The organism is Ruegeria sp. O4 (assembly GCF_056535125.1).
Genome location: NZ_JBQERO010000008.1, coordinates 1 through 25,761 on the forward strand (window position 1 = coordinate 1; position 25,761 = coordinate 25,761).

Genomic DNA, 25,761 nt, shown 5'->3' on the forward strand with positions numbered 1-25,761 from the left:
TAAAGGGCTGATGCTACCCTGCGGCAGACCAACCCATCCCAACATCCAAACACGCTAAATAAGACCTCACCACCAAACCCACAACCAAAACAACCGTCGCAAATGGCCAATATCCAACGCCAAGTTGGTTGCAGAAACAGGCGCTGCAACAATTACAGACGCAAACGTGACTGCATGGAGCAGGAGTTTCGTTTCATTTCACCGCTAAATATGACAATTCTGCCCTTGCGGGTCCGGTCCGTGATTGAGAAACACAAGCAGGTCGCGATCATTCGATGAGAGCCGAGATGACTTCTGAACAAGCCGTCCGCGATGCGGTTCAGACGCATTCGAAGCGTGTCTGGCGGTTTGCGATGGCATTATCGGGTGCCTCGGATGTAGCTGACGATTTGTTGCAGGCCACATGTTTGCGCGCGCTTGAACGACATCATCAGGTGACGTCGCACAACCGACTAGACAGCTGGTTGATGACAATCTGCCGGTCAATCTGGCTGAATGAGCTGCGTTCACGGTCGGTTCGGCGCGCGCAGGCGCTGTCGGTGACCCCCGAAGCGGATCTGGTTGCAACGGGACCGGATACAGAAACGAATATTTTCGCGGCTGAAGTGTTTACTCAAGTGATGCAGTTGCCTGAGGCACAGCGCGAAGCGGTAATGCTCGTCTTCGTTGAGGGGTACAGTTACCGCGAAGCCGCTGCCTTGTTGGAGGTTCCAATTGGCACGATCATGAGCCGGCTTTCGAATGCCCGGCAGAAACTTAAAACCGTGATGCAGATTGATGCAGCGGACACCGCGCGACGGAGTGGCAAATGACGTTTTCCGACGAGACGCTTCTAGCGTATCTGGAAGGCAGCCTGGATGAGGCTCAGACCCGCGCCATTGAGGCTGCGGTTGAAGATGACGCTGCGCTGGAACATCGTCTGATGGCGCTGGATCCATTTGCGCCTGTTGTTCGGGATGTTTTTGAGAACCTGCCCGCTGAAGCGCCGAAGGTGGACCTGCCGGAAATAACGACGCGGCCCGCCAATAACGGGTTTCTGCGTCTTGTTGCGGTGGCGGCCAGCGCGGCATTTGCAGCCGTCGCCGTAACATTCTGGGCCACCCGGCCAGCAGATTTAAGCTGGGCCCAGCAGGCCGCGATCTATCAATCACTTTACGTGCCGGAAACGATTGCATCGCTGGACAGTTCGGACGCGTCGCTGGCCAAGCAATTTGCAATGGCCGAAGCCGAACTGGGACGAACGCTGAATCAGGAAACACTGGAAGCGTTGCCAGGGCTGGAGCTGAAGCGGGCGCAGGTTCTTTCCTTCAAAGGCAAGCCCTTGATCCAAGTGGTTTTTGCCGATGATCAGGGTCGACCACTTGCCTTCTGTGTCATTCGCCAGGGACCGAATGCCCCAAATACCGAAGTCCAACAAACGGTGTTGAGCGGTTTGGCAACTGCAAAGTGGGAGCAGGGCGGTTATGGATATATGCTGTTGGGCAATTCCCCACACACGGATTTAAGCAACGAACTGGAAGTGTTGACCCGCACATTCTCGGGCTGATGGAAAACCCTTGTGAACTGTTGCAAATGCCCGAAGAATGCCGGGTATGACGTCGAAAAAAACCATGCCCCTTCCAGAAGACGAGGTCGATGACCTTGGCCCAGCCAGCATCTATGACGGCGATTCGGCAGAAGAGGATGATCCCTGGTTTTTGCCCCCGGACCAGGACGTGGAGGAAGATTTCTTTCTGCCCGGTCCCCGATCAGATCAGCGCCCGTTATTCGATCCGCGCGATTGGCATTCGGCACAATCAGAACTGTCGGCAGAGCTTGCTGATCTTGCCCTGACCTTTGGTGCTCTGGACGAGCGGCTGCGTTCGGGGCCTGAGGGGTGGACGCACCGTTTGGCACTTATGGAAACGTCCGATCTGGGGTGGTGGACAGGGGATCGGGTCAGCGTGGACCGCCTGGCTTTGTGGACGGGTCTGAGGATAGGCGCGACCCACGATGACGTGCAGGCGCTGTTTCGGGCAGGTTGGGCCGTACGCCGTCTGAGCTCAGGCGCAGGCCCTGCTAGTGGCGGGTGGGAAAGCGGGTTGACCGCGTTTCTTGACCGTCTGGCTCAGGGGGCTGAAGCGACGCCCGAAGCGATCGTTGATCTGGCCGAAGTCATGCGGAATGCTGAAAGGCTGCACCCGGTGACACAATCGGCCATCGCGTTTCATGCATGGCGAGCGGTTTCGCAGGGGGTCGGACAAGACACCGAGGCGGCAATCATCGCAGCGCGGCACGCGGCTTCGATGGGGCGGGGTGGCGCAATGTTCATGCCTCTGGCGTTGTCTGGTCCGGGTGCGTTGCGCGGAACAGGTGGGCCGACGGAAAAGTTAGGGTCTTGGATACAGGGCGCCGGGCAAGCTGTTCTTGCGGCTTTGCTGCACCTCGACAGGATCAGTGTCTGGGAGGATAAGGCCCGCGACGCGACGCAGGATCTGAGCGGTCGCACCCCCCCGCGTCTGATTGATGCTCTGGCGGCGTGGCCGATGGTCTCGGCCCCACTTGCAGAAGAACTTACCAATTCTTCCCGCGCAGCGGTTCAGCGGAACTTTGACCTGTTCACCCGGAGAGGCCTGGTGCGCGAGGTCACCGGACAAGGCCGCTACCGGGTTTGGACAGCCGCACTATGATCCGTCAACTACTTGCGAGGACGGGTGCTTTCAGCGTCCAACGCCGACGTAGGTTTCAAACCCCGATTTCAGCGCTGTAGTTTTCGAGTAGATGTTGCGCAGGTCGACCATCCTGGCTGATTTCATTGACGCCGCAATTTCGGAAAGGTTCAGCGCGCGGAATTCATTCCATTCCGTCAGCAGCACAACAACATCCGCGCCCCGCGCAGCGACATACGGATCGTCGCACCATTCGACGCCAGGCAAAAGCGCCTCTCCTTCAGATTTTCCCTGTGGGTCAACAACGCGCACCTTTGCGCCTCCGCCTATCAGGGCGGGTACGATGGACAGTGATGGCGCGTCACGCATATCGTCCGTATTGGGTTTGAACGTGACACCCAGAACCGCCACGGTCTTGCCGTTGAAATGATCGTCACATGCGTCACGAATTTTCTCGATCATCCGTTTCTTGATTTCGTCATTCACGCGGATGACGGTCTCGGTGATCTGCATCGGATGCGCGTGGTCCTGCCCGATCCGGGCCAACGCGGCCGTGTCTTTTGGAAAACATGAACCACCGTAGCCAGGCCCTGCATGCAGGAATTTGTTGCCAATCCGCCCGTCAAGGCCAATGCCACGCGAGACTTCTTTAACATCCGCACCAACTTTTTCGCATAGCCCGGCGATTTCATTGATGAAGGTGATCTTGGTCGCCAAAAACGCGTTGGCGGCGTATTTTATCATCTCCGCGCTTTCCAGATCGGTGGTCAGGATCGGGAAGTCGCGCAGATACAGAGGGCGGTATATTTCTGCCATCACTTCGGCCGCGCGGTCATTTTCAACGCCGACCACGACGCGATCCGGGCGCATGAAATCGTCGATTGCCGCGCCTTCGCGAAGGAATTCAGGGTTCGAAGCCACGTCAAATTCGGCCTGGGGGTTGGCGGCCTTGACTGTTTCCCACACATTCCTGTTTGTTCCGACGGGCACAGTCGATTTTGTGACGATAACGGTATACCCGGTGACAGCCTGAGCGATTTCTTCCGCCGCTGCCATCACATAAGTCAGATCCGCATGGCCGTCTCCACGCCGGGTTGGCGTTCCGACAGCAATAAAGACAGCGTCCGCGCCGTCCACTGCGGCTGCAAGGTCGGTTGTGAAGCTCAGGCGGCCAGCCGCGACGTTTCGCGCCATCAGCACGTCCAGACCCGGTTCATAAATAGGCACCTGTCCGGCTTTGAGCATATCGATCTTCTGCTCAGCCTTATCAACACAAATCACATCATGACCGAAGTCCGAGAAACACACACCGGAAACAAGGCCCACATACCCGGTGCCGATCATTGCAATGCGCATCTGCCAAATCCTTTTGTACCAATTACTATCAACGGCGCGGGCACAATCGAAGAATCCGGCGCCGGTTTCAATGATTTACAGGTATGGTTGCTGAGTTCCCATGTTTTCTTGTTGTTTTTGAGGCAATATGCGCGGGAACAGAGTTTTTACAATCCGTCGTGCTGCGCAGAACTTGTTGAATCACGTCCATTGTCAGCTGAAATGATACAATTCTGGGCATGGACCAGTAATAAACAGCCACTAAGCGGGCGGTGTTGCGCCGCCCACTTTCCGCCCGGAGCAAGGCGGCTGTGGCGGGTCCAATGGAATTGGCGATTGCTATAGAAATGGACCGACGACGCAAAAAAACCGCCCGAACCACAGTTCAGGCGGCAGCTGTGCTCAGAACCAGCGCCCTATGGCGATGACACTTGGTGAAAAAGCCGCTGTATCCGAAGTTACAGAGAGGGCTTTGCACGTGGCTTGAGTGTTTCCGGGCACATCAAACCCGATGAAACGATTATTGGCTCCAGCGCTGCCACTAACGCTTGGCGCAGAGGAAAATGGCGCTGGGTAGTTCCACGTCATTGCAGCGCTTGCGAACAATACGCCTTCCGCGGCCGTGCATGCGACAGGAAGCAACGCGGCGGTGCAGATCAGGGTTCCATCGGCAAAACGTGTAAATTCGCCATTGGTGTTACTTCCGCGCTCTATGACCGCACCGGTTGGTATACCGCCAACTTCTGATACCGACCCCAGAAGGTTACCCGGCCCATAACCGTAGTCGGCACGCATCAAGCGACCCGAAGTGGTATCCGTCGCATCGCCCTGAACAGCCGCACCAGCCGCTGTTCCGGTCGCGGGGTCAAAAGTCAGAGCTTCCGTCCAGGTACCTCCGTCAGGGGACACTTTGATTGAAAACCCCGTACTTCCGGATAACCCCATTTCAGCGTGACCGGTCCAGTTCGACTGAAACACCAGCGATGCTGTATCGCTGGCACCCGCCTTGTTGATCTTCAGCTGATGCCCGCCGCCCTCATGGCTCAGAAGCGTTGCCGGGCTTCGGACAGACAAGCGATTCGTAGCGTCCGAACTTGTTGCCACCCCAATACCATTCAGGTTCTGAGTATTGACGGGCAAGGGCAGCCAGTCAGACCCATTCCAGATCTTCAGTTCACCAGTGGCCTCGTCCCAGGCGCGCCAGCCCGCATACGGGGTCAAGAAATGCCAGGCGTTGTCCAGCCATGCGGCAAGCTCTCCTGCATGTCCGGCCCAGTCCCCGGTGGGGGTGACGCCCAGAGCATGGATATCACCCTGCTCGGGGACAACGGGCGGGGTGCTGGCATTGGTCGTCTGAACTGTTAGCTGAACGACCAGATCAAGCTGTCGCAGTGCCTCGTTGTGGGTGACGTGCTTTTGAGCCTGCGAAGGTTGTAGAAAAGGCAGGCGCAATCTGGGTGAGGTCATTGACACGAGGGTCCTCCTGTGGCTGTCGGTCCGAAAGTCGGTTGCGCGCCACTCTGCCGTAAGACGCGTCAATCCCGTCTGACCCGGCCGACCGCACAGGAAATAATCTGTTAACTTGAGTATCCCCGGGGACAAGCCGACCCGAGTATGGCCTATGGAGAACTATGTCGCCGCTTAGTCCCGGGCATAAATGTCTTCATATCGAATGATGTCATCTTCGCCTAAATAGGTGCCGGTCTGCACTTCGATCAAAACCATGGGCACTTTGCCAGGGTTCTCCATCCGGTGCACGGCACCCAGCGGGATATAGACAGACTGATTTTCGCTAACCAACCGTTCCTGATCATCGATTGTGACCTTGGCGGTGCCCTCAACCACAATCCAATGCTCGGACCGATGGTGATGGGACTGCAGGCTGAGCGCTGCGCCAGGATGCACATGGATTCGCTTGACCTGAAATCTGTCACCGATCACGAGGCTCTCAAACCAGCCCCAGGGGCGGTGATCGACCGGAAGCGTATCAGCCTGTTTGGCCTCTTTAGCCTTTAAGGCAGCGACAGCCTGCTTGACGTCCTGAGCTTTATCCATGCTAGCAACCAGCACAGCATCTGGCATCGCAATTGCGATAATGTTCTCAAGCCCCATTGCCACCACTTCCTGCGCAGGTGATTCTGATCGTATCAGAACGTTGCGGCAGTCGATTGTGGTTACTTCCCCATATGTCGCGATGCCGTTTTCATCAGGGTTTGACAATTCTTGAACAGCCGTCCAACTTCCAACATCCGACCAACCTGCGGAATACGGAACCACGCTAAGGTTGGGGGCTTTTTCCATGACCGCATAGTCGATCGAGATGTCATCGACGTCAGCCCAAGCCGAAGGGTCCAATCTTAGGAACCCCAAATCTGTCTTTGCGTTGTCGACGGCCTGTTGGACAGGTGCAACAAGGGTGCTTGCGTATTTTTCATATGCTGCAACGATGTCACGTACCGCAAACAGGAAGATGCCGGAATTCCACAGGTAACTGCCATCTTTCACCATCGCCTGCGCGGCTTCCAAATCCGGTTTCTCCACGAACCGATCCAAGCGAACTGCACCCCCGGACGCGTCTGGGGCGTCGTTCAGCTTTAAGTAGCCATACCCGGTTTCGGGTCGAGTGGGCGTGATGCCAAATGTCACCAGATCGCTTCGTTCGGCAATTGCTCGCACGCCTGTGGCGACGGCCTGATGAAAAGCGGCCTTGTTTGGAAGCACATGATCTGAAGGCGCGACCAGCATGATGGCATCCGGATCACGTGAGGCAAGGTACAACGCAGCCGCCAGTACGGCAGGGGCCGTGTTTCGCCCTTCAGGCTCAATCAGAATCGGACCGGGGTCGATCCCAATAGCGGTCAGCTGTTCAGGTACAATAAACCGAAAGGCTTCGTTGGTGAGAACCAGTGGTTTGGCATAGGGCGTATGCGAGGGTCCAAGCATCCGGTCGGCACAATCCTGTAACAGACTGGTTTTTCCGACAAGTGGAACGAATTGCTTGGGATAGCTTTTGCGCGACAGGGGCCACAAACGCGTTCCGGAACCACCACACAGGATGACTGGATAGACCGTTCTGTTCATACACGTGCCCCTGAATTGCTGATGACCAACGATATTGCTCAATTCTTTTTTTGTGGAATGGAAGATCCCGTAGCTACTGGGCTGCTTTTCCAGTTGCCACAATGTCATTCAGATATTGGCTCAGATCATCACGCAGGTCGTCACGGGCAAGGGCAAAGGAAACTGTCGCTTGCAGAAAACCGGATTTTGAACCGCAATCGAAACGCTGCCCGTCGAACTTGTAGCCAAAAACGGGCACGCCGGATGCGATATCCTCGGCGATTGCATCAGTCAGTTGGATTTCACCGCCGCTTCCGGTTTTCATTGCGTTCAGGTTGTTCAACACAGAAGGTCGAAGAATATAGCGCCCGATAACCGCCAGATTGGATGGCGCTTTCGATGGTTCAGGCTTTTCGACCATGCTCCTGGCCGGAATGACCGGGCCGATACTGTCGACGACATCAAGCACGCCGTACGAACTGGTCTTTTCTGGTGAAACTTCCATCGTTGCCACCATGTTGCCGCCCGTTTCCTCATAGGCTTCAACCATTTGTTGCAGACATGGTTTATCTGCAGCAATCACATCGTCAGGCAGCATTACGGCGAAAGGTTCATCGCCTATCAAACGGCGTGCACACCATACAGCATGCCCCAACCCCAGGGCTTTGTGTTGGCGGATATAGGCAATCGCGCCGCTTTCCATATTCGTCTTGTTCAAGATATCGAGAAGCTTGTTTTTGCCCTTGGCCATTAGTTCCTGTTCGAGGACAAGGTTGTGGTCAAAGTAATCTTCAAGCGCGGATTTCCCGCGAGAAGTCACAAAGATGAACTCTTTGATACCAGCGGCGCGCGCTTCATCGATTGCATATTGCACCAGCGGGCGATCCACCAACGTCATGATCTCTTTCGGAACAGATTTGGTTGCCGGCAAAAACCGGGTTCCCATTCCCGCCACTGGAAAAACTGCTTTGGTGACTTTGCGTGTCATGGTGCCTCTCAAAACAAAACTTGGCCGGAAAAGCAGAAAACATCCGGAATGTCCTCTTAGTCTTCAAAACCGCGTCAATCAATCATGCCCGGTGTGCCGGCCGTTATTGACCAAATCGTGCCACCTCGGTCCAGATGAGTCAAAAGCCGACTCCGGTGTTTCCTGTATACAAGGCCTGAACCACAGTTCCCAGAGACCCTTCCGCTAAAACTCTGTGCTAAAAATCTGACGACGATTTGTCGTTCACGGAAAGTTGATATGTTTGGAGCGGCGTCGGTCGCCTTGAAAAACTCCCGGACGGAGTCCTGCATACTTTTCTTTGGATGGGCATAGCGCCTTGTTATGACGAGTAGTTTAGGACTGCGCGGCCGAAAAGAATTTAGATGGCAGGGACTGTGCAACTGAAATTAACACGGCTCGCTTAGTCGCAAACTGCGTCAAGTAACGTGTCTTATGTGCACAAGTAACCCGTCGGCAAACATCCGAGCTTCTTGGAAATACATGATCTGACGCATCAAGTCCGTTTTCGAATGGGCAACAATATGGCCAGAACCGCAAAGATTGGTGATAACGGCGGTCTGTTGCGACTGGCGATAAGATGCTCAAGCAAGTCGCGAGGGACCGTTCAACGCATGCTTGGCGCCTTATCGGACCAGTTTCGTTGTCATCGAGGTTTCGGGAAAACAGGTGGGTGCAACACCCTTCGTTTCCTGCCATCTGCCTATGGATCGACGGGTTTTGAAACCTGGCAAGCCGTCAACGCCTCCAACATCGTACCCCAAGCTTTCCAGCGCGCCCTGCATTTTTGCTATATCAGAACGGTACAAGCCGCCGACCTTGCCCCATTGCCCTTTAAAATCGCCGCTTCCAAATTGGATTCTGTCACCGACGTGGCCGACGAACAAAGCATACAGATCGCTTTTGTTGTATTCCTTCAAAACGTAAAAATTCGGAGTGACCAGAAAAGCAGGACCAAATCGTCCTGCCGGCATCATCAGGTAACCTGCCCCCTTCAACTCGTGGGCTGGAAAAGGTTTGCCCGAGACCCGGTTTATGCCCATCGCTTCCCATTGCTGGATTGACTGCCCCTGATCAGGTCCTTCCAATGCACATGAAACGGTTGCCGGCACAGACACTTCGAAACCCCAGTCACGCCCGGGGAGCCAGCCGTGCTGTTTCAGGTAGTTGCCAATCGATGTGATTGTATCATCGGATGACCCCCAGATATCGACCTGTCCATCGCCGTTGCCATCTGCGGCGTAAGTCAAATAGCTTGATGGCATGAATTGGGGTTGTCCTAACGCGCCTGCCCAACTGCTTTTCATTTGCCGGGCTGGCAGGGGTCCTGCTTCCGCGATTTGCAGAGCCGCGATAAGCTCGGCCGTGAAGTAGTCCGCGCGCGTGCTCATGAATGCCTTGGTCGACAAAACCCTGAACGCATCATGGCGGATCGGCACCTGCCCATAGCCACTCTCTCTGCCCCAGATTGCCAGAATGATGCGAGCAGGAACGCCTGTATTGCTTTCGACTTTCGCAAGAATCGCAGAGTGTTGCCTCGCCATCCTGCGCCCGATAGACGTTGCGCCCTGAATTGACCCCGGATTGAAATACCGGCTGGGCGATCCAAACTCGGCTTGTTTTTGCGCCTTGGGCGTTTTGCGTTTATGTCCGGGGGGAACCAGATCAGGCAGGTCCCAGTTCAGAGTAACACCAGAAAACGCCTGTTGCAGTGTGTTGCGCGAAACACCTTTGGCCTGCGCCTGCGGCCAGATCGTCTCCAACAACCACGACTGAAACTGGCGTTCAATTGCTGCACGATCCTGTGCCAGTGCGGTCTGGGACAGAATGATCAATCCTAGAGTGAACAGCAAAATACGCATTGACGATTTATCTGTCCCGACTGGCCTTGCAAGTCAACGGGAAGATGCCGCGCGACCCGTCGCCGTTTACACCCAAAGTTGAAAGAAAATTGAGGATGGCAATCCCCGGTTCGGAAAAACTCTTGAGAAAATTCACCCGCTTGCCGATAGTTGCATGGGATTGAGATGAGGAGAGGACAGTCAGCTGTGGCACAAGTCATTTCGTCCAATCCATCCTTGCTCAGGCTTGTCGTTGTGCTCCTGTTGATCGTTTCGGCGCAACCAGCTTTGGCCAGCGACAGCTTTATGGACCCGCAAGGCCCAATAGCGGCAGTTCAGAAAACGCATTTGCTTCGGGCGACCGTATTGATCCTGCTGGCCGTTATCCCGGTATTGGTGCTGGTCCCGATAATAGCGTTTCGGTATCGCCGCCGGAGCAACCGCATTGCGCCCTACGCGCCGGATTGGGATTTCTCGGCAAAGCTGGAATTTGTAATGTGGGGTGTGCCTGTCATAATCGTGGCCTTGCTGTCTTTTTACCTTTGGAAGGCGACGCATCGGCTTGACCCGTATTCGGCACCGTTTGGTGAAGATCCGGCGCTGCGGGTTCAGGTTGTCGGTCTGGATTGGAAGTGGCTGTTTCTGTACCCCGATCTTGGGGTCGCCACTGTAGGAGAGTTCGGAATTCCGACAAAGCGGCAAGTTGCATTGACGCTGACAACCGATACCGTGATGCAGTCGTTTATGATACCCGCGCTGGCCGGACAGATTTATGCGATGCCGGGCATGACCACCCAGTTACATCTTGTCGCGGATGCGCCGGAAGTGATGCAGGGTGAAAACACTCAGTACAACGGACGGGGCTTTACCAAGCAGAAGTTCCGCACCATCGCAATGAGTGATGAGGATTTCGACGCTTGGGTCGAAAAAGTGCGTAACAACAGCATCCAACTAGATGTGGCAACGTATCGGAAACTGGCCATGCGGACCGACAGGGATGAAGTTCAGGCCGCTTTGGGAACATCTCGGATGCCGGATGATGCGCTCTACTTCACAATAAAAGACGATCTGTTCCGGAATATCCTGAGCCGCTACCACAGCGGTCAGCCGCTGCCCATCGATCTACAGCCTGGAACTGCATCATTTGGGCAGGAGGCGCAAAAATGACGCCGACCGAGACAGGTTTCTTCGGGCGTCTGAGTTGGGACGCTTTTCCGATTGCCGGGTTGATCCAGAACCCAAATACTAATGAGATTGTGGCCAATACAGCCGCAGCTGTTGTGATTATTGGCGCTGTGGTTGTCGTAGGATTGCTGAGCTGGTTTCGTCTGTGGACACCCCTGTGGCGCGATTGGCTGACCAGCGTCGATCACAAAAAGATCGGTATCATGTATATCGTCTTTGCCATCGTGATGCTGGCACGCGGAGTCCTTGAAGGCGTTGTCATGCGCGCGCAGCAGGCTTCCGGGCCCGGCGACGGCTTCCTCGAAGCGGAACATTTTGCCGAACTTTTCAGCACCCACGGCACAATCATGGTCTTCTTTGTTGCCGTTCCCTTTGTCTTTGGTGTTGCGAATTACATTGTCCCGCTGATGATCGGCGCGCGTGATGTGGCGTTCCCGCGACTAAACCAGATCAGTCTGGGTCTTACGGTTTCGTCAGGCATGATGCTGATGGTGTCGCTGGTGGTTGGAGAGTTTTCGACCGGCGGCTGGACAGCCTATCCACCGTATACCGGCGCGGCGTTCAATCCCGGCGTTGGGCCGGATTACTGGATCTGGGCCATCGTAGTTTCGGGCATTGGCACCTCGCTGACCGGTATCAATTTTGCCGTTACGATCTACAAGTTGCGCGCGCCGGGCATGACGTTCATGCGGCTGCCGATGTATTGCTGGACGATCATTTGCAGTTCGATCCTGATCGTCTTTGCCATGCCACCTTTGGGTGTCGCCGCGCTGATGCTTGCCGCTGATCGCTATCTTGATTTCCACTTTTTCACAAACGACCTCGGTGGCAACATGATGAACTATGCCAATCTGTTTTGGCTGTTCGGCCACCCCGAGGTTTACCTGCTGGTTTTGCCTGCTTATGGCATCTATTCCGAGGTGTTTGCGACCTTCTCGGCCAAACGGCTTTATGGCTACAACTCGCTTGTCATCGCGACCATGTCGATCGCAGTGTTGTCGTTCACAGTCTGGCTGCACCACTTTTTTACCATGGGGCAAAGCGCGCTGATCAACGCGGTGTTTGGCATTGCGACCATGCTGATTGCCATCCCAACCGGCGTGAAAGTCTATGACTGGATGGCGACGTTGTGGCGGGGGCGCATTCGGTTTTCGGTGCCGATGCTCTATGGGCTGTCATTTTTGATGCTGTTTGCCATCGGTGGGCTGAGCGGCGTGATCCTGGCAAACCCAACCGTAGACTACCAGGTTCACAATACGCTGTTTTTGGTGGCTCACTTCCACAACGCGTTATTGCCTGGAGTGTTGTTCGGATTGTTGGCGGCATACAATTACTGGTTCCCCAAGGCCTTTGGATTCCGACTGAACGAATTCTGGGGCCGGGTTTCTGTCTTTTGCTGGACCGGGGGGTTTTTGCTGACATTCATGCCGCTCTATTTCGTCGGGCTGTTGGGCATGCCACGCCGCTCTTTCAGCTATAGCGATCCGTCTTTCCACCCTTTCATGATCGTGGCCATCATCGGAGCGATAGTTATTACCTGTGGATTGTTCTCGGTCCTGATCCAGCTATGGGTCAGCATTCGTGACCGCGACCAAACCCGCGTTCCTGTTGGGGATCCCTGGGATGGTCGCACATTGGAATGGACTATCCCTTCACCACCTCCCGCGTACAACTTTGCGATCATCCCCAAGGTTACGGATCGGGATGAATTCACGGCACAGAAGGCAAAAGGAACAGCCTATCCAACACCAGACGCTTATGAAGATATCGAACTGCCCCGAAACACGGGAATTGGCTTTGTCCTTTGCGTTCTCAGCGGCATATGGATGTTTGCGCTGGTCTGGTGGATCTGGTGGCTTGCCGCGATAATGACGGTTTTGATGATCCTTGCGGTGATCATCTGGACATTTGATGACAGTACAGAACTCACCATCCCCGCGGAAGAGGTGCGAAGGGATCACGAAGCCTGGTTGGCGTTGGTCCACAGCGAAGCGGCGGTTGATCGCGACTCAGAAACTTCTTCGGAAAACCGCGGCCTTGCCCGCCCGGATCTGGAGGTGGTGACATGAAGCGCGCGCCGACACACAGCTATCCCGGTATCAATCTGGGAGAACATCACGCCAGTGCCCACAAGGCGACCGAGGTTGTCACCTTTGGGTTCTGGGTCTTCTTGATGAGCGACCTGGTTTATTTCGGCCTAATGTTCGCTATTTACATAACAATGATCGATGCACAGGCAGGTGGACCCGGCCCGCACGAGTTGTTTGATCTGAAAAGTGTTTTTGCGCAAACCCTGATACTGCTGACCAGCAGCCTGACAGTGGGTCTTGCCATGCTGGCGCTGAAGTACAATCTGCCGCGCGGTCGCATTGTCTTGTGGTTTGGCGTCACTCTTGTGCTGGGGCTTGGTTTTCTGGTGCTGGAAGTGCGTGACTTCATGGCCATGGCGGAAAAAGGCGGCATTCCGCAGCGCAGCGGTTTTCTGTCAGCCTTTTTTGGGTTGGTCCCGCTTCATGGTCTGCACGTTGCGACTGGATGCCTTTGGCTGATCGTTTTGGGTATCCAGCTACGCGTCAAGGGCATGACGGATGTGGTTATCTCGCGCGTGGTGCGGCTGGCGTTGTTCTGGCATTTTCTCGATCTGATCTGGATTGGGATCATTACCATCGTGTATTTCGGAGGTCTGACCTATGGATAAGCGCTCTGAAATGCATCGTCGCGAGCGTCGGCGCTATGTGATCGGGTATGGTGGCTCGCTTTTGCTGACCTTAGCGATGTTTGGCGTAGCGCAGGTTTATGGGATTGAAACGGTTGGTGTTTACCTGACCATCGGGTTGCTTGGATTGGCGCAGCTTGTGTTGCAGCTTGTCTACTTCCTGCATATCGACCGTCGGCGCAGCAGCCGCGAAGATTTGCACCTGGTGCTGTTTTCGACACTGGTTCTGATGATCATGATCCTTGGCACCGTCTGGGTTCTGGGCAATTTGGCCACCCGAATGCACATGCACTTGATGTAGTGCGTATTTGAAACAAGCGGGGTGGCGGGTCGAGATTTGGCTTTCGGCAGGACCACCAATAGCGGAAAAAGCCTCAGTAGGTTGTCCGCATTTGATACCCCTGATGATAGGTCATGCGTACAAAGGTGACCGGGGTTTTTCGAAACCACGTTGTCCGCTCCAACTGGAACAAAGGTGTTCCGGGCGGAACAGAAAGAAAATCCTTAAGCGGGCCGGTCGCCGGAACAGCCGAGAAGGCAATTTCCGCGTTCGAAAACGGAACTTCGGCCAGCAACCATTCGTTTGGACCGGTGGTCAGAAAGTCCTCATTCATGACGTGCGGTACTGCGGCTGTATTGATCCATCGCTCCTCGAACTGGAAGGGGCGATTGTCGGCATGGTGCATACAGCGCAAATGCAGAATTTGCGTGCCCTCGGGCAGTCCGAGTTTGGCTTGTAGCCATGCCGGACAATCTATCAGCGTACGGCTGACCAACGCATACCGGTATTCTGCATTCATATCTTCAATGGTTTGACGGACTACTGCAATGGGCAGCCTGGCCTGTTTGACCGGTGTTGTAACCACACGTGTGCCACCTTTGCGTTTCCGTGTAACAATACCCTGATCAGCGAGTTCACGCAGAGCGCGATTGACAGTTGCGCGAGCACAACCGAATTCGGCGGCAAGCTCCAGTTCGGTAGGCAGCAGGCTGCCTTGCGGCCAGATTCTGGTCTGGATGCGATTTAAAACTTCGTCGCGGACATCCTGGAAGCCGGTGTTTTTCTGCCCGTTCACATTGTGCTCACTATTTTTTTCGAACTTATTAGTATTATGTCTATGTTAAGGGTGAGATGCAAAGAATTTGACCCAGAACCTTATAAGATTGCAGGATTGCGCGGTTACGCCTTGGGCCAATGGTGGCGGTGTAACAACCGAACTTGCCGCGAAGCGGGTCGGCGAGCACGTCGTCTGGCGTATCAGTGTGGCCCGGATCGATCGGGATGGGCCATTTTCCCGATTTCCAGGCATGGCGCGTGTACACACGATCTTCGAAGGCGCCGGGCTTGATTTGCTCGGCGATAGTGGCGTTTTACCAGTGCGACCATTCCTGCCGGTTTCGTTCGACGGAGCGCTCGCGCTGAATGCGCGTCTGTTGGGCGGGCCGTGTCGTGCGCTCAATGTGATCTACGATCCAAAGATCGTCGTTGTGGTAGTGAACGTTTTTGCAAATGATCAGGAATTCGAAGGGGCTGCGGGCGAGTTCGTCTTTGTCGTCTCGGGAATGGGCCACATGTCAGACAAAACGCAGCTGGTTGCCGGAGACGCAATGACGCTGAACGCCGCTGTTACGGTCAGCCCGGCTGCGGGCTCTAAGATCCTTCGCGTGATTTTCAATAAGACCCGGACCTAAAGCTCAGCAAGAAGCCCACCTATTGCCTGTTTGTAGTTGTTCGCGACTTTGTCGCGCAGGATGTGACGCCCGATTTGAACCTGGTGTCGGCCTGCGGACCAAAGATCAGTAACGACATTATCTTTGGCGGCAAAGACTAAACCATCCAGCAACTGGTGGGGCTGTAGTGCACAAAGGGCAGGGGCCTGACTGTCGATGGCGACGAGATCAGCCAGCATTCCTTCGGTAATTTGCCCCGCATTGCGACCAAGCGCCTGCGCGCCGCCCATAGCTGCGCCGCGATAAAGGGTTTGTCCGGTCGAGCCTTCGCCGACCACCATCACGTTACGTGACAGGTCGCGCAGTCGTTGCGAGTATTCGAGTGTGCGGAGTTCTTCGGTCATGGAAATCAACACGTTGGAGTCCGATCCCACGCCAAAAGCGCCGCCTGCGCTCAGATAGACAGGGCCGTTGAAAGGCCCGTCGCCCAGGTTGGCTTCTGTCACCGGGCACAGACCGGCAACGGCATTGCTATGGGCCATGGCGCGAGTCTCTTCGTCAGTCATGTGGGTGGCATGGATCAGGCACCAGTTGGAATCAACCGGGGCATTATCCAGCAGCCATTCGACCGGACGCGCGCCAAGGCCAGCCTGAACTTCCTCAACTTCTCTGGGTTGTTCGGCAATGTGAATATGAATTGGACCGGAACTTTGTGATGCCACAACTTGCGCCAGATCGCGCGGACAGGTGGCGCGCAAGGAGTGTGGCGCGATGCCGACGCGACAGTCGTCGGGAAGACTACCGAGCGCATCCCGCGCCTGCGCGACAAGTTCGCAAAAACGGTCCACATCATTTCCAAAGCGTCTCTGCCCCGCCTCCAGCGGTTTTTCCCCAACTCCTGCATAGCTGTAGAGCACGGGCAGATGGGTCAGGCCAATTCCGGTCTCGGCGGCGGCGGCCATGATCCGGTCGCTGAGTTCGCAAATTCTGTCATAGGGTTGCCCGTTCGGTTGGTGGTGCAGATAATGGAATTCACCGACCGAGGCGTATCCGGCCTCCTGCATCTCGACATAAACTTGCGCGGCGATGGCCTGAATATGGTCAGGGTTCAGGTGGGCTGTGAAGCGATACATCAGTTCGCGCCAAGTCCAGAAACTGTCACGGCCAGCCAGCCGATATTCGGTCATTCCCGCCATGGCGCGCTGAAAGGCATGGCTGTGAAGGTTGGCCAAAGCGGGCAGTAGAGTGTCGACAAGGGTGTCGCCGATTTGCGCGACAGCATTGGGTGTCAGTCGGGCAATGCGACCATTCTTGATCTCGAGTCGCAGATTCTCTGCCCAACCGGCTGCCAGAAAGGCCCGTTTTGCGAAAATGACCGTCATCCCTACCTCCGGTTTTATGAATAGACATATGCCATAAAGACCTGTACCAGAAAAGAGAGAATTGCACCGAAGAGGGATTCGAATGCAAACCCACGATCATCTGTTCACAGATCTGCACGCCGCGACCATGGTTGGTGCGGATGCATACGGATTGATCGAAGACGCGGCGATTGTCGTGCGTGGGGACCGGATCGCGTGGGTCGGTCCGAAGACGCAGTTGCCGGAAGAATGCGCGACGTTCTCTCAAACCTCGCTGGACGGGCGGTTGGTGACGCCGGCTCTTATCGATTGCCATACCCATGTAGTGCATGGCGGCCACCGCGCGGCTGAGTTCGAGATGCGCCTTAACGGTGCCAGCTATGAAGAGGTGGCCCGCGCGGGCGGTGGTATTATTTCGACCGTGAAAGCCACGCGTGCGGCCAATAAAGAGGATTTGATTGCGCAGGCCCTGCCGCGCGTGGACGCGATGATCGCCGAAGGGGTCTCGGTGATCGAGGTCAAATCGGGCTATGGGCTTGATCGTGAAACTGAGCTGACCATGCTGTGCGCCGCGCGGGCCTTGCAGGAAAGCCGCCCGGTGCGCATTGTAACCAGCTTTCTGGGCGCTCATGCATTGCCCGCCGAGTATGAAGACCGGCCCGAGGCTTATATCGACGAAGTCTGCATTCCGACGCTCCGCGCGGCTCATACCGAGGGATTGGTAGACGCAGTGGACGCCTTTTGCGAAGGGATTGCCTTCCTGCCCGGCCAACTGGTGCCACTGTTTGACGTTGCCAAGGAACTAGGACTGCCGGTCAAACTGCATGCTGAACAACTGTCCAACCTGGGCGGTACGAAACTTGCTGCAAGCTATGGTGCGCTTTCTGCCGACCACATTGAGTATCTGGACGAAAGCGGTGTCAAAGCCATGGAAGCGGCAGGCACGGTGGCCGTGATCCTGCCCGGGGCTTTCTACACCCTGCGCGAGACGCAACAACCGCCAATTGATCTGTTGCGCAAGTACGACGTGCCAATGGCCCTTGCGACCGACTGCAATCCGGGCTCGGCTCCGATGACGTCGCTTTTGCTTGCGATGAACATGGGGTGCACCTTGTTTCGAATGACACCCGAGGAAGCATTGAAAGGTGTCACCGTAAATGCCGCGCGTGCACTGGGCCTGAGAGACTGCGGCAGGATCGTCCAAGGCCTGCGGGCGGATCTGGCTGTCTGGAATGTCACTCACCCGGCCGAGCTTGCCTACCGCATCGGTTTTAATCCCCTTCACGCCCGCATATTCGGAGGCGCATTTTGACCACTCTGACGTTAACTCCCGGCGCTGTGTCTCTGGCGCATCTGGAACAGGTTTTTCGCCAGGAATGCGCCGTTCGACTGAACCCGGATTGCAGGCCTGCCATAGCTGCGGCGCACGCTCGCATCATTGAGGCGGCGACTGGCGAAGCCGCCGTTTACGGGGTCAACACGGGTTTTGGAAAACTGGCAAGCGTCAAGATCGCGGCCGAGGATACCGCGACGCTGCAACGCAACCTGATCCTGTCCCATTGCTGTGGCGTCGGACCAGCGATCCCGCGTGCAGTTGCGCGGCTGATGATGGTGCTTAAACTGCTCAGCCTCGGACGTGGCGCGTCGGGTGTGCGGTTGGAACTGATTGACCTGCTGGAAGCGATGCTGGCCGCAGGCGTGACACCGGTGATCCCGGCACAAGGGTCTGTTGGCGCTTCGGGTGATTTGGCACCGCTTTCGCACATGGCAGCCGTCATGATGGGCGAGGGCGAGGCTGAGTTTGGCGGTACCGTTATGTCTGGCGGCGATGCACTGACAGCGGCAGGTTTGACCCCGGTCGAACTTGGTCCCAAAGAAGGTCTGGCGCTGATCAACGGCACTCAGTTTTCGACGGCGTTTGCGCTGGCGGGGCTTTTCGGCGCTTGGCGGGCGGCGCAAAGCGCTTTGGTCACTTCAGCCCTGACAACTGATGCGATTATGGGGTCTACCGCGCCTTTGCAGCCCGAAATTCACGCCTTGCGTGGTCACCGGGGCCAGATCGAAGCGGGCGCAACCATGCGCGCGCTACTGGCTGGGTCGGTCATTCGCGAAAGCCATCGGGACGGTGATACGCGGGTTCAGGACCCGTACTGCATCCGCTGCCAGCCGCAGGTTGTTGGTGCCGCGATGGATGTGCTGCGTCAGGCTTCGGTGACACTGGAAACCGAAGCCAACGCCGCCACCGATAACCCTCTGGTTCTGGCCGAGGCCGGGTTGATCGTATCAGGCGGAAACTTTCATGCAGAACCGGTCGGGTTTGCCGCCGACATGATTGCTCTGGCAGTGGCCGAGATCGGGGCGATTGCGCAGCGACGCATCGCGCTGATCGTCGATCCGGTGCTCAGCTTTGATTTGCCTCCGTTTTTGACACCCAACCCCGGTTTGAACTCTGGCCTGATGATTGCCGAAGTCACGACAGCCGCACTGATGAGCGAAAACAAGCATCTGGCCAATCCTTGCGTCACGGATTCAACACCGACTTCGGCCAATCAGGAAGATCACGTGTCAATGGCCGCCCATGGCGCACGGCGGCTGGGGCAAATGGTGACCAATCTGGAACGTATCCTGGGGGTCGAGTTGCTGTGCGCAACGCAAGGGGTTGAATATCGCGCGCCGCTGCCAACCAGTGAAAGCCTTCAAGGTGTCATGGCGCGTCTGCGTTCTGTTGTACCGGCGTTGGAAGATGACAGGTACATGGCAAATGACATCGAAGCAGCCTCGGCCCTTATTGCAAGCGGTGAGATTTCCGATGGCGCTGGTGTCGCCATGCCGGAGCTTGGCGCATGACTGATCCAGTCGAAGTAGTTCAGGGCGATAGTCCAATTGTTTTGGGGCTGCCTCACACGGGCACCTATGTGCCTGCGGCGATTGATGCCAAACTGAATGCACAGGGTCGGGCGCTGGCAGATACGGATTGGCACATCCACATGCTTTACGACGGGCTTTTGCCCGGTGCTACCACGGTCCGGGCCACCTTTCATCGCTATGTGATCGACGCCAACCGTGACCCGAGCGGTACTTCCCTTTACCCTGGACAGAACACGACGACCCTAGTGCCGCTGACGGATTTCGACGGGCAGGACATCTGGGACATCCCTCCAACTGAAAAAGATATCATTGAACGGCGTGACGCATTTCATGCGCCATATCACGCCGCTTTGCTGGCCGAACTGGAGAGGGTGAAGGCGATCCATGGCATCGCTGTGCTGTATGATTGCCACTCAATCCGCAGCCGCATTCCTTTTCTGTTCGACGGCGTATTGCCCAACATGAACATTGGCACAAATAACGGGATGACCTGTGCATTGGAAATCGAAACAATTGCACATGAGTTCGCCTCTTCATCCCCTTACAGCACCGTTTTGAACGGGCGCTTCAAAGGCGGGTGGACGACACGCCACTACGGACATCCGGATAACTGTATTCACGCGATCCAGATGGAGCTGGCGCAGTCGACCTACCTGACCTCAGAAATGCCGCCCTGGACTTTTGACACCGCCAAAGCCAACCGTCTCCGCCGTTGGTTGAAAGACATTCTAGACGTCCTCAATGACACAGCATTGGAGCTTGCCCGATGACCGATCCTCGCAAAAACACCCGTGACATCTTTCCGCCCACCGGACCAGAACTGAACGCCAAAAGCTGGATGACCGAGGCGCCATTGCGGATGATGATGAACAACCTGCATCCGGACGTGGCCGAAAACCCGCATGAGCTGGTGGTCTATGGCGGGATTGGCCGCGCGGCGCGGACGTGGAAGGATTTTGACACCATCGTTGCCAGCCTGAAGGATCTGGAAGAGGATGAAACGCTGATCGTCCAGTCCGGCAAGCCGGTTGCCATTGTTCGCACCCATAGCGATGCACCCCGCGTATTGATCGCTAACTCGAACCTTGTGCCGCACTGGGCCAATTGGGACCACTTCAACGAGCTCGATAAGAAAGGTCTGATGATGTACGGCCAGATGACCGCTGGCTCGTGGATCTATATCGGTACACAGGGCATCGTGCAGGGCACTTATGAAACCTTTGCCGAGGCCGGGCGTCAGCACTATGGCGGTGACCTGACAGGTAAGTGGATCCTGACCGGGGGACTGGGTGGAATGGGCGGCGCGCAGCCTCTGGCCGCTGTCTTTGCAGGGGCTTGTTGTCTGGCCGTGGAATGCAACCCGGACAGCATCGACTTTCGCTTGCGTACAAAATACCTGGACGAAAAAGCCGAGACGCTGGACGAAGCGCTGGCAATGATTGATCGCTGGACCAAGGCAGGCGAAGCGAAATCCGTTGGTCTGTTGGGAAATGCCGCTGAAATCTTCCCGGAAATTTACGCTCGGATGCAAGCTGGCGGGATGCGCCCCGATATTGTCACGGATCAGACCAGTGCCCACGATCCGGTAAATGGCTACCTGCCGCTTGGTTGGACCATGGCGCAATGGAAAGACAAGCGCGAAAGTGACCCGAAGGCGGTCGAAAAGGCTGCACGTGCTTCGATGAAGCAACACGTCGCTGCAATGGTGGACTTTTGGAGCGCGGGCGTGCCGACGTTGGATTACGGCAACAACATCCGACAGGTGGCTCAGGATGAGGGGTTGGAGAACGCTTTTGTTTTCCCAGGCTTCGTGCCCGCCTACATTCGCCCGCTCTTTTGTCGGGGTATCGGTCCCTTCCGCTGGTGCGCGTTGTCCGGCGACCCTGAAGATATCTACAAGACCGACGCCAAGATGAAGGAACTGTTCCCCGACAATACCCATCTGCACAACTGGTTGGACATGGCGCAGGAGCGTATTGCGTTTCAGGGCCTGCCGGCGCGGATCTGTTGGATCGGGCTAGGAGATCGCCACAAGGCCGGGCTGGCGTTCAACGAGATGGTTAGAAACGGCGAATTGAAAGCTCCGGTCGTCATCGGCCGAGACCATCTTGACAGTGGTTCTGTTGCCTCACCCAACCGCGAAACCGAGGCGATGAAGGACGGTTCGGACGCTGTTTCGGACTGGCCGCTGCTGAATGCGCTTGTCAATACGGCCTCGGGTGCGACCTGGGTTTCGCTGCATCACGGCGGTGGCGTTGGCATGGGGTTCAGTCAGCATGCAGGCGTCGTCATCTGCGCAGACGGAACCGATGCCGCCGCCAAGCGATTGGAGAGGGTGCTCTGGAATGATCCCGCGTCAGGCGTTTGGCGTCATGCGGACGCCGGGTACGAGGACGCGAAAGCCTGCGCTCGCGAACATGGGCTGCGATTGCCGGGCATTTTGGGCTGATTACCACGCCAACCTTTGTTTTGTCGGTTTGCCTTAGCGCTAACGTCACATTTTCCAGTTTCGAACCGGTGCTGTTTCGGCTAGGGCTAAGCCGTTCAACAACCCCGTGGGGTTGAAGGCAACTGACAAAGGTGGCTACCCGTTGCTCGATATTGCACATGTCCGCTCGGTGATTTCGGACGTTTATGACCTTGCCCCATCGGCCGCACTGGCCAATGAGATGAAAGACACGTTTGCCCGCATGGATCGCGTGGTCAGCCCACCAGATTGGGCAATCTACGCGCCTTACGTGCGAGCCATCAATACGCTCAAGAAAGAGCGTAATGCCGTGATCCTTGGGCACAATTACATGACGCCCGAGATTTTTCACGGTGTGTCCGATTTCGTTGGGGACAGTTTGCAGCTTGCGATCAAGGCCAGTGAAGTCGAAGAAGATGTGATTGTTCAGGCCGGTGTTCATTTCATGGCCGAGACATCAAAGATCCTCAGCCCTCAGAAGACTGTTCTGATGCCCGACATGGATGCTGGTTGTTCGTTGGCAGAATCGATCACCGCTGAGGGAATCGATGAAATGCGTGCCAAATACCCCGGCGCGCCGGTTGTGTCCTATGTAAACACCACTGCCGAGGTCAAAGCAGCTTCGGATATCTGCTGCACCTCTTCGAACGCGCTTCAGATCGTCAACGCCATGGAAAGTGATACGGTCATCATGACGCCGGATCAGTACCTGGCGCAAAATGTTGCCAATCAAAGCCACAAGAATGTGGTGTATTGGCCCGGCTCTTGCATTGTGCATGAACAATACACGGCACAGGACCTGCGCGACTTCCGCGAATGGAACCCGGGAACACGGCTTATCGCGCATCCTGAATGCCCGCCGGATGTGGTGGCCGAGGCAGACTATTCCGGCTCGACCAGCGGCATCATCAAATACGTGCATGATGAAAAGCCGAAAAAGGCGATGCTGATCACCGAGTGTTCGATGGCATCCAACATTGCCGATGAATTGCCCGAGGTCGAATTTGTAGGGCCATGCAACATGTGCCCGTATATGAAGAAAATCACGCTTGAAAAGATCCTCTTCGCCCTGCACACGATGGAAGGGCAGGTCGAGGTCGCCGAAGATGTGGCTGAAAAGGCGCGAAAATCCGTTCAGGCGATGATTGATCTGTCCCGCAAGCTCGGCATTTGATCTGAAATGACCAAAGTCACCACGGATCGCGTCATTATTGTGGGTGCTGGCATCGGCGCGCTTTATGCAGCATTGAAGCTCGCGCCGCGGCCAGTGGTTGTAATCTCACCCGATGTTTTGGGCGAAGGTGCAAGTTCCTCATGGGCGCAAGGCGGTGTGGCCGCGGCAATGGATTTGTCGGATAGCCCGGAAAGCCACAGCCTGGACACCGTCAAGGCTGGCGCAGGAATAGTCGTTCCGGCCGTTGCCGATCTGGTCACGCGCGAGGCTCGGCAATATATCCTTGACCTGACGACATTGGGCACACCATTCGATCGCACCAAGGATGGCAGTTACGTGTTGTCACGCGAAGCGGCGCATAGCTTCGCCCGTGTCGTACGGGTGAAGGGGGATCAGGCAGGTAGTGAAATCATGGCTGCCCTGATCGAACGGGTGCATGAAACGCCCTCGGTTCAGGTGTTGGAAGGTGTCTTTGCCACGGCGCTGGACGTATCAAACGGTCGGGTGACAGGTGTCACGGTTCAGGACGCATCAGAAACAGGGTCCGAGCCCGTTACGATCTGCGGGCCTGCTGTGTTGCTTGCCGGGGGTGGCTCTGGCGGGTTGTATGCCTTGACGACCAATCCGGCACGCATTCGCGGGCAGGTCATCGGGATGGCCGCACGTGCTGGTGCGCTTATTGCTGACGCCGAATTCGTTCAGTTTCATCCGACGGCAATGGATGTTGGTGAAGATCCGGCACCGCTGGCAACCGAAGCGTTGCGCGGCGAAGGGGCAACCCTGATCAACAATAAGGGTGAGCGGTTCATGTTATCCGTTCACCCGGACGCGGAACTCGCCCCGCGAGACATTGTTGCGCGTGCGATTTTTGCCGAAGTGCAGGCAGGCAACCGACCCATGCTGGACACCCGCACCGCATTGGGCTCGAAGATAACGGACTTGTTCCCGGCAGTTGCTGAATACTGCGCGCGCAACGGTATCGACCCGGTCAACGAACCGATCCCGGTCGCACCGGCAGCGCATTATCACATGGGTGGTATTGCCACCGACACTGACGGTCGCGCGACACTTGACGGGCTTTGGGTCTGCGGCGAGGCATCTTCGACCGGCCTTCACGGCGCCAACCGGCTGGCCTCGAACGGGCTGCTTGAGGCGCTTGTCTTTGCGCGCATCTGCGCCGAAAGCATCGGGGCTTCCGTTCCGGTGGTGTCAAATGCCGACCCCGTTACATTGCAGTTTGTCCATGTGGTGACTCCAGACACGACAAGGGCTATCCAGGAGTTGCGCGAAACCATGACGCGCGACGTTGGTGTTGTCCGGGACCGGACGGGCCTAATCCGTGCTCTGCAAACTATTGCGCAGTTGGAGGCGCAGCACGATGCCTGCCCGTCATTTTGCAACATGTGTGCCACCGCGACCCTGATCGCTGCTGCTGCTTTGCACCGTGAAGAAAGCCGCGGTGCACACAAGCGATCCGATTTTCCAAAAGCCAATGATGGGCCCGGAGAGCGGTCCCGGATGTATTTGTCCGAAGCAATGAGCATTCGGGCCAAAGCCTGCGAGGAACTGTCATGACAAATGCGATTCTGCCAGATCTGATCCTGGAACCCATGGTTCGCGCTGCGCTGATGGAGGATCTGGGAAGCTACGGTGATGTGACAACCCGCGCCGTGATCCCACAGGAAACAACCTATACTGCCAGACTGAACGCGCGCGAAAACGCCGTCGTGTCGGGGATGCAGGTCGCCGCAATCGCGTTCCGGCTTGTGGACCCGTCGCTTGAGGTTGACGTGCGGATCAAGGATGGTTCGCGTTGCGTACGCGGTGATACACTGATGACCATCAAGGGCTCTGCCGCATCGATCCTGTCCGGCGAACGCGTCGCTCTGAACTTTGCCGGACGCCTGACGGGTATTGCCACAATGACAGCCGCATTTGTGGAGCAGACCAACGGCACTACGGCCCGCATGACCTGCACGCGCAAAACCACGCCAGGCCTGCGCATCGTGGAAAAACAGGCCGTGCTGCACGGTGGCGGTTTCAACCACCGCTATTCCTTATCAGATGCGATCCTGATCAAGGACAACCACATTGCTGCGGCAGGTGGCATTCGGCAGGTCCTTGAAGCCGCCAAGGCACAGGCCAGTCACATGATGGCGGTCGAGATTGAAGTTGATCGACTGGACCAGCTTGCCGAAGTGCTGGACGTTGGCGGTGCTTCAGTGGTTCTGCTGGACAACATGGACAATGACATGCTGCGCGAAGCGGTTGCCATGGTGGGCGGGCGGTTGAAGACCGAAGCCAGCGGCAATGTAACGTTGGAACGGGTCGCATCAATTGCGGCGACAGGGGTGGATTACATCTCGTCCGGTGCCTTGACGCATTCCGCCCGCACCGTCGATCTGGGGCTCGATTTCTGAAGGCGCGGC

General features: G+C 56.4%; 22 protein-coding genes. 15 read left to right on the plus strand and 7 right to left on the minus strand.

What is annotated here, in order from left to right:
• Positions 1-287: 287 nt before the first annotated feature.
• From ACR0J7_RS10955 to ACR0J7_RS10965, 3 genes are read left to right on the plus strand one after another with little or no spacing between them, the layout of a single operon-like run.
• Positions 288-812 (plus strand): RNA polymerase sigma factor, encoded by a 525-nt coding sequence (locus ACR0J7_RS10955; protein ID WP_480914264.1) that lies wholly within the window; start codon positions 288-290, stop codon positions 810-812.
• Positions 809-1,546: an anti-sigma factor gene (locus ACR0J7_RS10960; protein ID WP_480914267.1), complete on the plus strand. Its 738-nt coding sequence runs from the start codon at positions 809-811 to the stop codon at positions 1,544-1,546. The genes ACR0J7_RS10955 and ACR0J7_RS10960 overlap by 4 nt, the downstream gene beginning before the upstream one ends.
• 46 nt (positions 1,547-1,592) lie before the next feature.
• Positions 1,593-2,669, plus strand: a complete 1,077-nt coding sequence (locus ACR0J7_RS10965; protein WP_480914270.1) for a helix-turn-helix domain-containing protein — start codon at positions 1,593-1,595, stop codon at positions 2,667-2,669.
• 30 nt (positions 2,670-2,699) lie between these two features.
• Here ACR0J7_RS10965 and ACR0J7_RS10970 read toward each other — a convergent pair whose 3' ends face one another.
• The 5 genes from ACR0J7_RS10970 to ACR0J7_RS10990 all read right to left on the minus strand — a co-directional run bounded on the left by ACR0J7_RS10970 (position 2,700) and on the right by ACR0J7_RS10990 (position 9,911).
• The gene (locus tag ACR0J7_RS10970; protein ID WP_480507040.1) at positions 2,700-4,004 is read right to left on the minus strand and encodes a UDP-glucose dehydrogenase family protein; all 1,305 of its coding nucleotides are present in this window, start codon (positions 4,002-4,004) and stop codon (positions 2,700-2,702) included.
• 381 nt (positions 4,005-4,385) lie between these two features.
• Positions 4,386-5,450: a DUF2793 domain-containing protein gene (locus ACR0J7_RS10975; protein WP_480870534.1), complete on the minus strand. Its 1,065-nt coding sequence runs from the start codon at positions 5,448-5,450 to the stop codon at positions 4,386-4,388.
• 174 nt (positions 5,451-5,624) lie between these two features.
• A complete protein-coding gene (locus tag ACR0J7_RS10980; RefSeq protein ID WP_480870405.1) occupies positions 5,625-7,064 on the minus strand; it encodes a mannose-1-phosphate guanylyltransferase/mannose-6-phosphate isomerase in 1,440 nt (479 codons plus the stop codon).
• A gap of 73 nt (positions 7,065-7,137) precedes the next feature.
• Complete coding sequence (locus ACR0J7_RS10985; protein WP_480773620.1) at positions 7,138-8,031, minus strand: UTP--glucose-1-phosphate uridylyltransferase; 894 nt, start codon at positions 8,029-8,031, stop codon at positions 7,138-7,140.
• A 644-nt stretch (positions 8,032-8,675) separates the two neighbouring features.
• Complete coding sequence (locus tag ACR0J7_RS10990) at positions 8,676-9,911, minus strand: lytic murein transglycosylase (RefSeq protein WP_480914272.1); 1,236 nt, start codon at positions 9,909-9,911, stop codon at positions 8,676-8,678.
• Positions 9,912-10,097: 186 nt separating this feature from the next.
• Here ACR0J7_RS10990 and ACR0J7_RS10995 point away from each other — a divergent pair, with 186 nt between their 5' ends.
• The 4 genes from ACR0J7_RS10995 to ACR0J7_RS11010 are packed head-to-tail and all read left to right on the plus strand — an operon-like array spanning position 10,098 to position 14,092.
• Positions 10,098-11,057: a cytochrome ubiquinol oxidase subunit II gene (locus tag ACR0J7_RS10995; protein ID WP_480507035.1), complete on the plus strand. Its 960-nt coding sequence runs from the start codon at positions 10,098-10,100 to the stop codon at positions 11,055-11,057.
• On the plus strand, positions 11,054-13,144 hold the full coding sequence (locus tag ACR0J7_RS11000; protein WP_480914275.1) for a cbb3-type cytochrome c oxidase subunit I: 2,091 nt from the start codon (positions 11,054-11,056) through the stop codon (positions 13,142-13,144). The genes ACR0J7_RS10995 and ACR0J7_RS11000 overlap by 4 nt, the downstream gene beginning before the upstream one ends.
• The gene (locus ACR0J7_RS11005; protein ID WP_480914278.1) at positions 13,141-13,773 is read left to right on the plus strand and encodes a cytochrome c oxidase subunit 3; all 633 of its coding nucleotides are present in this window, start codon (positions 13,141-13,143) and stop codon (positions 13,771-13,773) included. The genes ACR0J7_RS11000 and ACR0J7_RS11005 overlap by 4 nt, the downstream gene beginning before the upstream one ends.
• The gene (locus tag ACR0J7_RS11010; protein ID WP_480483630.1) at positions 13,766-14,092 is read left to right on the plus strand and encodes a cytochrome o ubiquinol oxidase subunit IV; all 327 of its coding nucleotides are present in this window, start codon (positions 13,766-13,768) and stop codon (positions 14,090-14,092) included. The genes ACR0J7_RS11005 and ACR0J7_RS11010 overlap by 8 nt, the downstream gene beginning before the upstream one ends.
• Before the next feature lie 73 nt (positions 14,093-14,165).
• On the opposite strand, the gene ACR0J7_RS11015 is transcribed toward ACR0J7_RS11010, so the two are convergent.
• Positions 14,166-14,867, minus strand: a complete 702-nt coding sequence (locus ACR0J7_RS11015) for a GntR family transcriptional regulator (RefSeq protein WP_480914280.1) — start codon at positions 14,865-14,867, stop codon at positions 14,166-14,168.
• Positions 14,868-14,934: 67 nt separating this feature from the next.
• On the opposite strand from ACR0J7_RS11015, the gene ACR0J7_RS11020 reads away from it, so the two are divergent.
• Positions 14,935-15,483, plus strand: a complete 549-nt coding sequence (locus ACR0J7_RS11020) for a HutD/Ves family protein (protein ID WP_480899893.1) — start codon at positions 14,935-14,937, stop codon at positions 15,481-15,483.
• Here ACR0J7_RS11020 and ACR0J7_RS11025 read toward each other — a convergent pair.
• Positions 15,480-16,844 (minus strand): formimidoylglutamate deiminase, encoded by a 1,365-nt coding sequence (locus tag ACR0J7_RS11025; RefSeq protein WP_480914282.1) that lies wholly within the window; start codon positions 16,842-16,844, stop codon positions 15,480-15,482. The two genes, ACR0J7_RS11020 and ACR0J7_RS11025, sit on opposite strands and share 4 nt — an antisense overlap.
• Positions 16,845-16,926: 82 nt before the next feature.
• Between ACR0J7_RS11025 and hutI the strand changes: the two genes are divergently transcribed.
• The 7 genes from hutI to nadC all read left to right on the plus strand — a co-directional run bounded on the left by hutI (position 16,927) and on the right by nadC (position 25,752).
• Entirely contained in the window at positions 16,927-18,135 is a 1,209-nt protein-coding gene (gene hutI, locus ACR0J7_RS11030) for an imidazolonepropionase (RefSeq protein ID WP_480914284.1), read from the plus strand.
• Positions 18,132-19,670: a histidine ammonia-lyase gene (gene hutH / locus ACR0J7_RS11035; RefSeq protein ID WP_480914286.1), complete on the plus strand. Its 1,539-nt coding sequence runs from the start codon at positions 18,132-18,134 to the stop codon at positions 19,668-19,670. The genes hutI and hutH overlap by 4 nt, the downstream gene beginning before the upstream one ends.
• A complete protein-coding gene (gene hutG, locus ACR0J7_RS11040; protein ID WP_480899898.1) occupies positions 19,667-20,461 on the plus strand; it encodes an N-formylglutamate deformylase in 795 nt (264 codons plus the stop codon). The genes hutH and hutG overlap by 4 nt, the downstream gene beginning before the upstream one ends.
• Positions 20,458-22,140: a urocanate hydratase gene (hutU, locus tag ACR0J7_RS11045; protein ID WP_480899900.1), complete on the plus strand. Its 1,683-nt coding sequence runs from the start codon at positions 20,458-20,460 to the stop codon at positions 22,138-22,140. Before hutG ends, hutU begins: the two co-directional genes overlap by 4 nt.
• Before the next feature lie 142 nt (positions 22,141-22,282).
• Positions 22,283-23,332: a quinolinate synthase NadA gene (gene nadA / locus ACR0J7_RS11050; protein ID WP_267366643.1), complete on the plus strand. Its 1,050-nt coding sequence runs from the start codon at positions 22,283-22,285 to the stop codon at positions 23,330-23,332.
• 6 nt (positions 23,333-23,338) lie between these two features.
• Positions 23,339-24,907 (plus strand): L-aspartate oxidase, encoded by a 1,569-nt coding sequence (locus ACR0J7_RS11055; protein WP_480899902.1) that lies wholly within the window; start codon positions 23,339-23,341, stop codon positions 24,905-24,907.
• Positions 24,904-25,752, plus strand: a complete 849-nt coding sequence (gene nadC / locus ACR0J7_RS11060) for a carboxylating nicotinate-nucleotide diphosphorylase (RefSeq protein WP_480870433.1) — start codon at positions 24,904-24,906, stop codon at positions 25,750-25,752. The genes ACR0J7_RS11055 and nadC overlap by 4 nt, the downstream gene beginning before the upstream one ends.
• The last annotated feature ends 9 nt before the right edge of the window (positions 25,753-25,761 follow it).

What these genes read in the sequence shown, in the direction of transcription:
- ACR0J7_RS10975 (WP_480870534.1), bottom strand. Translation starts at nt 5,450, where the DNA reads ATGACCTCACCCAGATTGCGCCTGCCTTTTCTACAACCTTCGCAGGCT.
- ACR0J7_RS10955 (WP_480914264.1), top strand. Translation starts at nt 288, where the DNA reads ATGACTTCTGAACAAGCCGTCCGCGATGCGGTTCAGACGCATTCGAAG.
- ACR0J7_RS10965 (WP_480914270.1), top strand. Translation starts at nt 1,593, where the DNA reads ATGACGTCGAAAAAAACCATGCCCCTTCCAGAAGACGAGGTCGATGAC.
- hutG (WP_480899898.1), top strand. Translation starts at nt 19,667, where the DNA reads ATGACTGATCCAGTCGAAGTAGTTCAGGGCGATAGTCCAATTGTTTTG.
- ACR0J7_RS11055 (WP_480899902.1), top strand. Translation starts at nt 23,339, where the DNA reads ATGACCAAAGTCACCACGGATCGCGTCATTATTGTGGGTGCTGGCATC.
- ACR0J7_RS11000 (WP_480914275.1), top strand. Translation starts at nt 11,054, where the DNA reads ATGACGCCGACCGAGACAGGTTTCTTCGGGCGTCTGAGTTGGGACGCT.
- ACR0J7_RS10970 (WP_480507040.1), bottom strand. Translation starts at nt 4,004, where the DNA reads ATGCGCATTGCAATGATCGGCACCGGGTATGTGGGCCTTGTTTCCGGT.
- ACR0J7_RS10980 (WP_480870405.1), bottom strand. Translation starts at nt 7,064, where the DNA reads ATGAACAGAACGGTCTATCCAGTCATCCTGTGTGGTGGTTCCGGAACG.
- ACR0J7_RS11010 (WP_480483630.1), top strand. Translation starts at nt 13,766, where the DNA reads ATGGATAAGCGCTCTGAAATGCATCGTCGCGAGCGTCGGCGCTATGTG.
- hutU (WP_480899900.1), top strand. Translation starts at nt 20,458, where the DNA reads ATGACCGATCCTCGCAAAAACACCCGTGACATCTTTCCGCCCACCGGA.
- ACR0J7_RS10985 (WP_480773620.1), bottom strand. Translation starts at nt 8,031, where the DNA reads ATGACACGCAAAGTCACCAAAGCAGTTTTTCCAGTGGCGGGAATGGGA.
- ACR0J7_RS11005 (WP_480914278.1), top strand. Translation starts at nt 13,141, where the DNA reads ATGAAGCGCGCGCCGACACACAGCTATCCCGGTATCAATCTGGGAGAA.
- ACR0J7_RS10990 (WP_480914272.1), bottom strand. Translation starts at nt 9,911, where the DNA reads ATGCGTATTTTGCTGTTCACTCTAGGATTGATCATTCTGTCCCAGACC.
- hutI (WP_480914284.1), top strand. Translation starts at nt 16,927, where the DNA reads ATGCAAACCCACGATCATCTGTTCACAGATCTGCACGCCGCGACCATG.
- ACR0J7_RS11025 (WP_480914282.1), bottom strand. Translation starts at nt 16,844, where the DNA reads ATGACGGTCATTTTCGCAAAACGGGCCTTTCTGGCAGCCGGTTGGGCA.
- ACR0J7_RS10960 (WP_480914267.1), top strand. Translation starts at nt 809, where the DNA reads ATGACGTTTTCCGACGAGACGCTTCTAGCGTATCTGGAAGGCAGCCTG.
- nadC (WP_480870433.1), top strand. Translation starts at nt 24,904, where the DNA reads ATGACAAATGCGATTCTGCCAGATCTGATCCTGGAACCCATGGTTCGC.